The following is a 12,519-nucleotide window of genomic DNA, read 5'->3' as shown; positions in this document are numbered from 1 at the left end:
TTGTGAATTCAGGGTATCTTCTTTATGCTAGAACCTCTTGTTTCTGTGGGTTGTCAAGCCTTGTTGTCAGTGCGATCGCGACACCCGCTAATAAAAGCGCGATCGCTGCCATCAGGATCGCATTGGGGAAAGTAATCATTTGAGCGGGTTGCGGAAATAGAAAGCCAAATAGTGCGGCTGCGCCAGAAGAACCACCAAAATACATCCCTATACCTAATCCACCCCATCGTTGTGGCATGACGTTTAGAGCCAGTGGAATAGTGCCATTTAACACTGCACTTAAACAGGCAACCAAGACCAGTGAGATCGCCACGATCGCAAATTCGCCATGACTAATAGATAAAAGTCCTAAACAAGCAGCAGCAATTCCCAAACTCACAAGCATGACAACGATATTGCCAAATCGGGTAGCGATAAACCCTGAAGCGATCGCAAATACCGCCAAGGCGATCGAAAGCGTACCCAAGAGGATATCTAGATTTCCATTGGGGACTTCCACTTGCAATATTCGGGGAAAGACTTCCCCAAAGATTAACCTTGCTGCCCAGCCAATGGCTACACCGATCGCTCCCAATAAAGCCGAGGTCACAAGTGGTAATGGAAGTTGTTGTAGATTTTGCTCTCTAGTTAGTTCGACAGTTTCTAAAGGATCCAAGTCGGGATTGGGAATGGAGGTTACTTGCCGATCTGCTACGATTCGCAGAAAAGCTACGGCTCCAAGTAAAGCGATCGAGCCAACCGTAAATGTTAGCGCAGGTCCAAAACTGAGAATGAATTTAGAAGATAGCGATCGCAGAGAGCCTGTAATACCTCCAACTAAGGTCAAAATGCTCGCAACTTGAGGAAGTTTAGTCGCAAAGGCAAATTTTCCGATCAAGCTCATGGCAGGGCTGCGAAAAATAGTCATGGCGATCGCCCAAGCAATAATTACGCCTAGAAAAATCCAGCGCATCATTTCGCTAGTTCCACCAAAAATCATCACCGATGGAATAGCGACAAATAACGTCGCCGCCAAGATCGCACCAAAAGTGATGAATGGAAGTTTTGTACCCAAGCGATTTTGTGCCCGATCTGACAGTCCTCCCATTAATGGTTCCATCAGCACCGCGATCGTACTTTCGATCGCAAATATCATGCCAACCACAGTCGGCAACCCTATCCCTTGCATAGCAGCAGGCAATCCAATTTGCTGAAGTAGATTGGGGAGATATAGTCCGTAAATTACCCAAGCAAGTGTAATGGCTCCTTGGACTGCGGCAAGCCCCCAAACCTGTAACCATTTTGTTGGAAACAACTGTGTGATGTTCATAAGCTAAACTAATTGACAAGAAACGCCTGAAATTAAAATTTGTAGAAGCATTTTTCTTCTAGTCTTCCACTAAAAGTTCCACTACTCACGATCTTTTGATTAAGACATCTTTGTGGGTAAGCATATGCCCCAAACCAAAGCAAATCGATAGTTGATTTAAGATCGTCCTATCGCTACTAAATTTAGAATGCTGGATTTTATACGGCATGATGATTTTATCGGTTTTCAAAGCTTCAGCTTTCCCCATTCTGTCAGAATATTTGTCAACTCTTTCACAAATGTCTAGACTAGCTCTACCCAAAAGCAGAAATGCTAGCGAAAAGTAAGCCTTGAAAAGTATTGATTGTAGCTCTTTACTTTATTCTTAGCGCTGTAAAATACCTTAACTTCAAATATTTGAAGTTAAGGTATCAAGCATCTAATTATGAAAATCTAGCGAAAAGTTTAAGCGCAAGATAAGAACATGGCTGTATAATTTTGTGATATTTGACGATTGCTTCGATCTTGCCATAGTTTTTTATTAGGTAATGCCATCCCCATCTTAGCTATGAATCAAAATCTGCCAGACAATTCTAAAGAGCGCCACGTTCATCAAGGGACATCTAGCGATGACATCATTCATGGAACCGATCGGGATGATATCATTTTTGGCTACAGCGGTAACGACATACTGACAGGTGGAAAAGGGAATGATACCCTCTATGGAGGCAAAGGGAACGATTTTTATATCTATCACCCTGGGGATGGATACGATCGCATCGAGGATGAAGAAGGTACGGATACGCTGATTTTAAAGCAAATCTGGCGAAAAGAAGTCACGCTCAAGTTGCGTGAAGATGGCTTTCATCTGGTGTTTTACAAAGGCGAGCCAATTGTAGAGATGCGCGGCGTTGACTACGTCCAAACCGAGGACGGTTGTTGGAGCGTAGAGAGACAGTGGGGGCTGTGAGGCTTTCAGCGGTCAGTCTGGATTCCAATTACCAAAATAACCAATTACTGATAACTATTCCCCATCAGGTTTTCTATCTAAGCAGCTAGATTTGGTGGCATTGCGTGCGGCATCGCGAAAGGTTTGGATGCCTTCAACTGTATTTTCATGACCGCAGTAGGGGCAATAGACAATTTCTCCAATCTGGGGCTCAATGTCGGCACGACTCCACCACTGCGTGCAGCGATCGCATCGGAAATGATATAAAAACTCAAGAGAGACTTTCATAGATCGATCGCACCAATCACAACTGTTTTGAGGCTTGCAGTTCGTTGAGTTGGAGGTTTTGGCTGCGAATGCGGCGCGAGAGCAAGCGAATTATATTTACAGCAATGCCTGGTGTTTCATCGATCGCTTCGTAAAGTTGCTGTTGGGTTAAGACTAAGCATTCACAATATGCCACGGCTGTCACCGAAGCCGAGCGCGGCTCAGCATCAAACAGAGACATTTCGCCAAAGCAACTACCTTTATCTAAAATCGCTAAATCTTTATGACCTAGGTGCACGCGTACGCGCCCCGCAATCACGATATAGAGCGATCGCCCTTCCTGTCCTTCCGCAAAAATCGTTTTGCCAGAGGGAAATGAGATTTCATTCATAATCGAAGCTAGGCGCACCAAGAAGTCATCGCGCAACTCCTTAAAAATCGGTACGCCCCTTACGAGTAATAGTCGGTCGATACTAGTTAGCATCGTTCCTCCCCATCGAACTTACCTGCGAGGTAGGAGTATGCACCCCGTTGGGATAGCTAATTTCATTGACATCCGCCATCCCCATTTCCCAGCCGAGGTAGCTCGCGATCGCCTTAGTTTGACTGCGAATGCGCCGAGACAGAAAGCAAATTATATTTATGGCAATATCAGGTGTTTCATTAATGGCTTCGAAAAGTTGTTGTTGGGTTAGGACTAAGCAGGCACAATTAGAGATCGCTGTCACCGAAGCAGAGCGAGGTTCTGCATCAAACAGAGACATTTCGCCAAAACAACTGCCTTTATCTAAAACCACTAAATCTTTACTGCCAATGTGCACGCGTACCCTCCCTGCTATTACGATATAGAGCGATCGCCCTTCCTGTCCTTCTACAAAGATGGTTTTGCCAGCTGGAACTGCAATTTCATTCATAATCGAAGCCAATCTTACCAAGAAGTCAAGGCGCAATTCTTGAAAAATCGGTACGCCCCTCACCAGCAATAACCGATCGATTCTAGTGAGCATCACCCCTCCTTATCGAACTTGGGGGTGAGGTAGGATCTGGCAACCCAAGATTTTGCACATTGTCGCCACCCGTAGCATTTGCACCAAAGTAACTAGCGATCGCCTTTGCCTGTGCTCCTACCAACGAATTTCGATCTTGGGTGAGTACGGGTAACATTTTTTGTAGCGATCGGGGTGATACCACTTGTAAATAAGCCAGTACCGCTTCTCGGACAAACCCTGTAGGGTGACTCAAGCACTGTAGGGTAATTTCCGCTGGTAAGCTCCATAGCTGGCTGCGTCCCACATGAAAGCAGCAAGCCAAGGTCCAATCGGAAAAACAGTAGTTGATTTCGATCAGGTTGCGCAATCGCTTTACGCTGGACATCGGTTGGTAGAAGTAAATTTCTGACAAAATCCTCAATTTCTCAGCGATCGAGCGTTTATCTAAGACAGATAAAATAACCTGCTTTTTCGTTAAATCAACCGTATTATCCAAGATTTCGATGCCTCTAGCTAAACTCCCTTTCGAGCCAGACATAATATTAAAGGCGGCGGCTTGAATTGCCGATGGCGTATACAGTAGTTTCATTAGTAAGAATAAACGTTCTAAGCTATCTTCAACCTCAGCCAGCAACGCTTCTTTTAGCAGCCCAGCCTCTAAAGAAGCAATTTGATCGGAAGGGATGTCTTCGATACCTACCCAAGCTTCTGCCATCACGATCAGCTCTTGTTCGACCATTTGCTCGACACCACTGCGCCCGATCATTTCTAGAACAGTTTCAATACCCACTTCTTTGGGAATGCGGATCAGCGTGCGCAAGATCGTACGTCGATGTTTACCCCAAGACTTAGATAGAGAATTTGCTAGCACAGACACAGCCGCAGGTGTACCGATATCGCCCATAATTTCCCAAGCGCGCAATCGCACGTTCTCGGGGCTAGAATAATTTTCAGTCAAGCCGACCAAAGAATCTAGCGCATAATCTCCTAATTCTACGAGGGCATCATAGGCAGCTTTACGGGTGGCTTTGTAGTGCAACCCTCGAATTACCGAGGGGAAGTATTCGGAAGCGCGGGTGGCAGCGATCGCTTGCAATAAGGCACAGCGCACTTCTATCGATGGATCTTGCAGCAACTGCGGCACATAAAAGCGCAAGGATTGCATATAGGTAGCTTCGGCAAGAGCGCGACAGCCCAACACCCTTTCGGGTTGGTGGGGGCTGGTAATCATCTGCCTTAAGGTATTGGTTGCCTCAGCTACTTGGGGTGGTGTCCCAAGACGCATCATCAGGGCTACGGCTGTGCCTCGAATGATCGGGTTTTGCTCAGAGCCTAAGTAAGAACGCAGACTATTGACATTGCGGTTATTCTCATCAGCCAGTAACACATAGCGCAAGCAGAGAGACTGTACCTGTGGCGAAACATTGGGCGATTGCAATAAATCTTTGACATTGCGGAGATAGCGAATATCTGGCTTGATTAGCATTGCCTCTAGGCTTTGCTTTTGAATATCAGGTGCCATTTGGAGCAGCAAGGGGGCAAGCGACTCACCCACAGTTTGGGGCGCAACTTGCGAAAGTAACTCAATACAAACGGATTGATCGAGATCCGTTTCTGCTCGAACCAGAGACTCCGTTACAGCCCGACGCACTTCCCGAATATCGACTTCGGTGAGGCTTAGTTGACCGCGTTCCACACTCTGAATCAAAAGTTGCAAATAGCCACGCCGCAACAGCCAAATAATACAAATCCAGATCGCAGCTACAAAAACCACCAGTCCCGCAAATAAACGAGCAGATACCTCAACGGGTACGCCTTGCTGATGCAGTACTTGGCTCACTAGCCAGATTAAGATCCCTGCCCCACCAATCGAAAGCGGATCGGCAATCCCTCTGACAAGAGACTGTACGCGACTGCGAAACTGGTCGGGTACGGCTTGAAATAATGTTGGTGCGGTTGAGGCAACAATCGTAAAGCGAAATAGTTCGTCAAAAAACTTGAGAATAACAAAGCCAATCAGTAAACCAAACGGTGCGAAGCCCGCCAGCAAACCTGCGATTACCGTACCAATGGGTGGGATTAAGACCGTGAGAAAAACCCCTATGCGCTCGATAATTCGACTAGAGCCAAACAACTGTAGCGTCAGTTTAAAGATACCCATGATGCCGCCAAAGATGCCGACAAACTGAGCGATCGATTCTTCGTATTTAAGTTGAATTTCTAGCTGGGCGTAATATTGGTAGTCAATTAAGAAAAACAGAATTTGGGCAGCGATAAAAAAGCCAAACAGTAAGGTTACGTAGCTTTGGAGATTGCCTTGCAGTCGGCGCGTCGATAGCTCTCCATCCTCGGTATTACTGTAAACCGCATTGGGAAATGCTTGGCGATAGCGAGTACTGAGATAAAACAGCAAAAATGCCCCTAACAAAAGCATCACAAAAGCCGCCAGCGTAACATTGGCAATGCCAAATAGGTGAATAATTAGGGGCAAAGAGAAACCACTGACGATTTCCGCAATGATAATGCCAGTACTAATCAGGGGGAAGGCTCGTTTGATTTCGCGAATATTAAATAGCTGGTTGGCAGCAATGTCGTTGTTGATCGTGCCAAGTACATAAACAGCTTCGACCCACAACCGCAGTGAAAATACAGCCACCATCAGGAAAATGCCTGTCTGATGTAAGCCCACCCATGCAAAAGGTAGCGGGAAAGCCAGCAGCAAAGCCACGCCCAACATTACGCGGCGCAACGGCAGATGTTTTTGCAACCAAGAGTAAAACACGCCAAGGGTCGTCACGATCGCGGCGGTTGCCATGTAAACCCATGTGAGATTTTCCGCGCCAAAATGCTTTACAAATAAGGCGGCACTGCTTGCCTCAAGCCAAACCGCACCGATCGAAGTCGCCGCATAAAAAAAGAACATCAGTAGGGTACGCTCTGCTTCCTCTGGACGCAGGTTTACCCATTTCAAGACTCGGCGAGATAGGTTTTCGGGGGGCGGACTAGATGCCGTGTTCATGCTGCTTACTGTGTGGTTTTCCTAGATTTATTTCTAAACTTGCTTCTAGATTTGTTTCTAGACTGATTTCTAGTAAGTAGACACTAGCTTTGTCATATATGTGAGGATAGGGAATCTTTAGGCTATATATATTTCAAATATTTTGACGTTATGGTACTACAACAGACTTTTTTTGTTTCTCATAAAGCCGTAAAAGTTTTCCAGTTGTAAATTTTTTGTTGATATTGCCTATCCTATAGGGATGCACCTGCCCCTTACCTTGGGACAACTACAGAGGATTGTTCTGACAACACAATCTATCAATCCCAAATTTACAGCAACAAAGTCTTTAGTAAAATCACAAATTTTTTGGTTCTTGTCCTGTTTGTTTTGTGAGGGCAAGTTTAGCCCGAATCGCTAATTATTTAGCAAGTATTTCCTAAATCGCACTCTGGTTGCCCATGCTTGAAAAAACTGATTTCTTGTCAATATCTTCTGTTTCTCAAGGACATCTCAATGTCTGGAGTACCTGTCAACGCAAGTTTCAACATCTATTTATTGACGGCTTAAACTTGTCTGCAACGGAACAACAAGACAAACGCCTGTTGGGAGAGCGGTTTCATCTGTTAATGCAACAGCGAGAGTTAGGGTTAGATGTGACAGAACTTGCAGATAGCGATCCCCAATTGCAAAAGTGGTTGCTGACTTTTTCAACCGAGCCGCCCACTACGATCGCTGGCGATCGCCTGTGCGAACATCGCCGCACCTTAGAGCTAAATATTCAAGATCGCGCCCAAGATCGGTGCTATGTGCTCGCGGCGATTTACGATCTGCTAATTTTAGGCGATTGTACGGCACAGATTTTAGATTGGAAAACCCACGCCCGTCCCCTATCGTTTGCGACCCTGCAAGCAAATTGGCAGACGCGCCTTTATCTATATATCTTGGCAAATACCAGCGATTACCTACCCGAGCAGCTATCCATGACCTACTGGTTTGCAAATACCGCGAAATCTGTAGCGATCGCCTATGACAGCCACCAGCACCAACAAACCCACCAAGATTTACTGCATATTCTTTCTGATATGTCTAAAGTTATCCTTGATGTTACGACGACAACAACCCAACTCTATTTCGAACAACTACCTTTAGGCAGCGATGAATGTATGAGATGCGAATTTGCCTATCGCTGTCAACGCCGAGGAATTCAAGACTCAGAAGATTTTCTTGCCAGCAGTCTAGAAACCTATCCAGAAGTGGTGATTTAGCTTGACGGTTAAAATCGCTGCTTCACAAATGCTATCGATCGTTGTCAACGGTGTCCCCCTCGCGATCTCGTCATAGGCAAAGCGATTTTACGATTGCGTTTTTAGCCAAGCATTTAAGTCAGCGATCGTTTCAAGGTCAAAAATTGCTTCAGCTAGATTTTCTAGTTGCGCCGCAGATAGTTTAGAGATCCGATTTTTTAGTCTGGGGCTGACTTGACTAAAGACAGTTTTCATCGCTTAGGATTGTGGATTAAATTACCTGCAATTCAAGGCACTAAGAGGCATTGGTTAAAGTGCCGATTACTTTCAAAAAATTACACTTTAATCAATCTACGATCCTTAAGTATGCGATCGGAAATGACTGAAATGGAATCATTAATCTGTGCCGAGACAAATCGCTCGACACCCGCATAGTCCAGATGGGTTTGAATCTTGGTGTAATGACCGTTGGCGATCAGCAGCGATCGCACGGCTTCAGCTTGTCCAGCCATTAACTCCACCAACCAATAGCCCCCAGAGGCTAGATAGCTGGGAGCCGATGCAACGAGGTGTCTAATCGCTTCCAATCCATCGCTACCACCATCTAGGGCAAGGCGGGGTTCGCGATCTCTAACTTCGGGCTGAAGTCGATCGACTTCTAAAGAAGGAATGTATGGTGGGTTAGAAACCATGCCGATGATGTTTCTGGGATCCTGATTCCCATAAAAAGGTTCAAACCACGTTCCAAGGTGGAAAGTAATCCGATCGCTGAGGTGGCACTGTATAGCATTGGTTTTAGCAACTTCAAGGGCTTCAGGACTGCAATCGACAGCATGGATTTGGGCTTTGGGAAAGGTTTGGGCTAAACTGAGGGCGATCGCGCCACTACCAGTTCCTAGGTCAACCCAAGTACCTTCGCTGTATTTAGGCATATCTCGATAGGCTGCCACGATATCGGCGATCGCTTCCGTTTCTGGGCGAGGAATCAGCACGGCAGGAGTCACGGTGAGTTCTAGATCGCGCCAAGTAACTTTCCCGACTAGATATTGGCAAGGTATGCGTTGATGAATGCGCTGCTGCCAAAGTTGCATCAAATGTTCTACGCGATCTGCTTTTGCCTCTAGGTTAATCTCGCGCAAGCGCAGGGCTAATTTATCGATCTCCAAAATCTGGATAATCAGCCAGTCAAGTTCGCTAGTTGGCACATCGTGCTGTTTGGCTTCTTGTTGCGATCGCGCGTACCATTCCCAAAAATCTGTCATAGGTTCTATAAATCCAGTCTCCTCCCCTTGTAAAGGCTGCTGTCTACACACAAGTCGGACTTACCCCCTTTAATTCCCCCTTGTCAAGGGGGAAGACAAGATTTCTTGTTCCCTCCCCTACCCTGCGGGAAGTCGCTTCGCGGCTAGTGCAAGGGGAGGGCTAGGGTGGGGTAATTCCTAGTATTTAACGAATAAACCTAGATGTGTGTACATATTACCCTTGTAAGGGGAGGGCTAGGGTGGGTTTATGAATTGAGTTTAAGGCGGAAGAGAAGAAACTGGTTGATTTGGGTATTGCTAAAGTTATCGTCGCTGACGACAATTAGGCTTTGAGTTCCATCGGATAAATGCGGACCAAGCGCCATTCCTTCTGAATTGTCCAGTCGAATGCCTAAGCGTTCTAAATCTAGTACGAGTTTCTTGCGAATTGGGCGCAAACTGCCTAAGTTGCCCTGTAGGCTAGGTAATTTGGATGTATCGGAAGCACTACCCGTGGCAAATTGCCAGATCTTGATGCCAAAACCCTTTGCCCCATAGGCACGTTCTAGACTGAGAAAATGTCCGCCGCGATCGATGGGCAGTAATTCGGTGATTCCGATAATTCCTGCGGTAGGAGAAACTTCCACAGGATAGAGATGTTCGGCAATTACCATAGGCGAACCCGAACCGAGCACATAGTGGAGAAATCGACTTCTTGCCCCCTGAGTGCTGGGTTGCTTGTCTTGGGTGAGTGCTGATTCGGTTGCAGTAAATAGTCGATAGGGATCGCCTGGGGCACTCCCGATCAGAGCTAAGGCTTCAAAGCCAAAGTTATCCTGCACGCCTTGCTCGATTTCGCCTTTAGGAGCGAGACGATATCTTGCTGGAATGGGGACACTCTGTTTCCACGCCCCCGTTTTTAGATCGAACTCATCGATAAATGGTGGAATTCCTGCATGGGTGACGCCTTCACTGGAAATGAATACAGATTGCTGAGAGGTGAGTGCGATTCCCTCTGGATCCACACCGCCTTGAGCATAGGTCTTGCCTTGCCAATCCTTGAGGAAAGTCACGGCTTTGACTTCCACTTTCTCTAACTTGGGAGCCTGTTTGTCTGAATCAAAATCAAGCTTTAACGTATAAAATCTTGCGGGGGCTTTCTCGCTGCGATCGTCGGAGATGGCATAAAATAAATTTAGATCGCGATCGTAGGTAATTCCCGACAATCCACCGACAGGAGTACGTTCAAATTCCTGTTTGGGCAACTCATAGGCATTGATAAATTCCAGCGATAGGGGCACAAAGGTACGGTCTTTGGCTTCGGCTATGGATAGATGCGTGACATCCAGAAAAATAATTACAAGGCAAATTACCAAAGCTAGGAACCAAGAAATCCTATGAAAGCTGGTTCGATAAACTATATTTCTTAGATCGGGCAATCGCTTATTCACAAATTTTCTCGCTAGTTAGGGAAGTGCGGTTGAATTGAAGACAGGGGATTTTTGCCCTTTTTAGGAATTTTAAGCGATCGATTGTGCTTTGTGATGTTGCATTGTGCCAAGACTTTAGTGTAGTATTTGTAGTATCAAATAATACAAGATTCGGCGAATCTTATTTTACTTAACTTCTACTTAACTTAACCGCACAATTGTCGTGGGGAAATATGGCTTCGTTTCAAGACATTCTTAAATATTACCGCCGCTACCGCAAAGCCTCTGTCTTTAGTATCGCAGCTTCTAGCGCTTTTGAAATTATCGATCTGGTGGTTCCCTATGCGATCGGACAAATTCTCAATGTCCTGTCTGGTCAATCGCTAGATCGCGGTTTGCAGCAGTTTGTGAATGGTACGGCAGCGATCGCGGGTCAAACACCCACGCCATCCTTTTCGCTCTTGGTGCTGATGGTGATTATTTTTATCGTCACCGTAGTCAGAGCGCCGATTCAACCTTGGATTGGGGCTTGGTATCACTGGGAAATTGCCCTGAGGGCGAGGCGCGACCAGACGCAAAAGGCAATTCGCAAAATTTTGACCTTGCCGATCGAATTTTATGATGAGAATAACCCTGGACGGATTGCGGGACGAATTGCCCGTGGATTGGCAAATCACACTTGGACATATCCTGAAATTGCGGGTCAATTTATTCCAAAGCTCTTTCGCGTTCTAGGCATATTCGCGATCATTCTGAGCATTGAATGGCGAATTGCAGTGCTATTTGCGATTTCTTTTATTTTGATCTTGACGGTCAGTTTTAGTAAACTGAAGCGACTAACCGATAAAGAAGAGGTGCTAGATAAGCACCAAGAAAGCACGGAAAGTCGCACCTCAGAAATCGTCACAAACATCAAAACAGTCAAGGCTTTTGCCACCGAGGCATCTGAGTTTAAACGTCAGAGCGATCGCCTCAATCGCGAACTCAAGACGGTTCTATTCAGCATTCACTACGGCTATGTCAAATTAGCCATGCAGCAGCGCACGTTCATTCAGATTTGCGTGTTTGCAGTTTTGGCATTAACTTTGTGGGCAACGGTGAATGGAGAGATATCCCTAGGGCATTTTGTGACGACCCTGACGATTTCGAGCATGGCATACTCAGAACTCGAACCGATTAGCAATCTAGGTGAAGTCTTCGCCCGTCGCTATTCCTCCATGATTCGCTTTCACGAGTTTATGCAGCGCCCCCTTGGTAAGGATGCTGCTAGTATGACCTTCCATCCTTCCGAGCCTGCGCCTACTTATGCGTTTTCGGGCAAACTGGAATTTCACAATCTCAGCTTTGGCTATAGTTCTGAGCGTCCTGTTCTTCAGAATATTCAGCTATTGATTCAACCCTATGAAACGGTGGCGTTAGTAGGACGTTCTGGTTCGGGAAAATCTACGCTCATCAAGCTGCTATGTCGTTATTTTGAACCAAATCAGGGCAATATTCTGATTGATGGGCAGGATATCGCCACACTTGACATCACAGGCTATCGCAAACGATTGGCGATCGTGCATCAAGAAGTGGATGTGTTTAACGGCACGTTGTTGGACAATCTCACCTATGGCAACCCTATTGCCACGTTTGAACAGGTTAAGGAAGCCTGTGCGATCGCGCGAGTCGATGAGTTTATTCACATGTTGCCGCAGGGCTATCACACGGTTGTAGGCGAGCGTGGTGTCAGACTATCAGGCGGTCAGCGTCAGCGTTTGGGCATTGCCAGAGCGCTGTTAGTGGAACCAGATATCCTGATTTTCGATGAAGCCACCTCTAGCCTCGACTATGAATCGGAACGGGCAATTCAACTTGCCATGCGCCGCATTCAGGGAACTCGCACGACCATTATCATCGCGCACCGTCTCAGTACAGTTCGGGAAGCGGATAAGATTGTCGTACTGGAGCAAGGTCAAATTGTGGAAGTTGGCAATCACGAACAATTACTTCAACGTCAGGGGATCTATCGCCGTTTGCATTCTCTCCAAGAGACAGGTGAATTGGTGTAATCTATGGTATTAATAGAACCGTAGGGGCAATTCATGAATTGCCCCTACAACATACAAAT

General features: G+C 46.2%; 11 protein-coding genes. 3 read left to right on the top strand and 8 right to left on the bottom strand.

Features of this window, described 5'->3' with window-relative positions; all coding sequences use genetic code 11:
• Positions 1-22 precede the first annotated feature (22 nt).
• Entirely contained in the window at positions 23-1,309 is a 1,287-nt protein-coding gene (locus tag ACP2WE_RS21010) for an MFS transporter (RefSeq protein ID WP_425217490.1), read from the bottom strand.
• Positions 1,310-1,856: 547 nt separating this feature from the next.
• Here ACP2WE_RS21010 and ACP2WE_RS21005 point away from each other — a divergent pair.
• Complete coding sequence (locus tag ACP2WE_RS21005; RefSeq protein ID WP_425217489.1) at positions 1,857-2,258, top strand: calcium-binding protein; 402 nt, start codon at positions 1,857-1,859, stop codon at positions 2,256-2,258.
• Between the two features lie 54 nt (positions 2,259-2,312).
• Here the strand turns inward: ACP2WE_RS21005 and ACP2WE_RS21000 are convergent, their stop codons facing one another.
• The 4 genes from ACP2WE_RS21000 to ACP2WE_RS20985 are packed head-to-tail and all read right to left on the bottom strand — an operon-like array spanning position 2,313 to position 6,512.
• A complete protein-coding gene (locus ACP2WE_RS21000) occupies positions 2,313-2,525 on the bottom strand; it encodes a hypothetical protein (RefSeq protein ID WP_425217488.1) in 213 nt (70 codons plus the stop codon).
• A 16-nt stretch (positions 2,526-2,541) separates the two neighbouring features.
• On the bottom strand, positions 2,542-2,988 hold the full coding sequence (locus tag ACP2WE_RS20995; protein ID WP_425217487.1) for a Crp/Fnr family transcriptional regulator: 447 nt from the start codon (positions 2,986-2,988) through the stop codon (positions 2,542-2,544).
• Entirely contained in the window at positions 2,978-3,511 is a 534-nt protein-coding gene (locus tag ACP2WE_RS20990; protein ID WP_425217486.1) for a Crp/Fnr family transcriptional regulator, read from the bottom strand. The genes ACP2WE_RS20995 and ACP2WE_RS20990 overlap by 11 nt, the downstream gene beginning before the upstream one ends.
• Complete coding sequence (locus tag ACP2WE_RS20985) at positions 3,501-6,512, bottom strand: hypothetical protein (RefSeq protein ID WP_425217485.1); 3,012 nt, start codon at positions 6,510-6,512, stop codon at positions 3,501-3,503. The genes ACP2WE_RS20990 and ACP2WE_RS20985 overlap by 11 nt, the downstream gene beginning before the upstream one ends.
• Positions 6,513-6,952: 440 nt before the next feature.
• On the opposite strand from ACP2WE_RS20985, the gene ACP2WE_RS20980 reads away from it, so the two are divergent.
• Entirely contained in the window at positions 6,953-7,759 is an 807-nt protein-coding gene (locus ACP2WE_RS20980) for a PD-(D/E)XK nuclease family protein (protein ID WP_425217484.1), read from the top strand.
• 87 nt (positions 7,760-7,846) lie between these two features.
• Here the strand turns inward: ACP2WE_RS20980 and ACP2WE_RS20975 are convergent, their stop codons facing one another.
• The 3 genes from ACP2WE_RS20975 to ACP2WE_RS20965 all read right to left on the bottom strand — a co-directional run bounded on the left by ACP2WE_RS20975 (position 7,847) and on the right by ACP2WE_RS20965 (position 10,430).
• A complete protein-coding gene (locus ACP2WE_RS20975) occupies positions 7,847-7,993 on the bottom strand; it encodes a DUF4351 domain-containing protein (protein WP_425217483.1) in 147 nt (48 codons plus the stop codon).
• A gap of 80 nt (positions 7,994-8,073) precedes the next feature.
• Positions 8,074-9,000 carry a peptide chain release factor N(5)-glutamine methyltransferase gene (prmC, locus tag ACP2WE_RS20970; protein ID WP_425217482.1) on the bottom strand — a complete coding sequence of 309 codons (927 nt, stop codon included), beginning with the start codon at positions 8,998-9,000 and terminating at the stop codon, positions 8,074-8,076.
• A gap of 245 nt (positions 9,001-9,245) precedes the next feature.
• Positions 9,246-10,430: an esterase-like activity of phytase family protein gene (locus tag ACP2WE_RS20965; RefSeq protein WP_425217481.1), complete on the bottom strand. Its 1,185-nt coding sequence runs from the start codon at positions 10,428-10,430 to the stop codon at positions 9,246-9,248.
• A 212-nt stretch (positions 10,431-10,642) separates the two neighbouring features.
• Between ACP2WE_RS20965 and ACP2WE_RS20960 the strand changes: the two genes are divergently transcribed.
• Positions 10,643-12,460, top strand: a complete 1,818-nt coding sequence (locus ACP2WE_RS20960) for an ABC transporter ATP-binding protein (protein ID WP_425217480.1) — start codon at positions 10,643-10,645, stop codon at positions 12,458-12,460.
• Positions 12,461-12,519: the final 59 nt, after the last annotated feature.

The organism is Tumidithrix helvetica PCC 7403 (genome assembly GCF_965232925.1).
Taxonomy (GTDB): Bacteria; Cyanobacteriota; Cyanobacteriia; order Pseudanabaenales; family Pseudanabaenaceae; genus Tumidithrix; species Tumidithrix helvetica.
The sequence above is the reverse complement of the archived record's forward strand: the minus strand, read 5'-3'. Positions and strand labels throughout refer to the sequence as shown.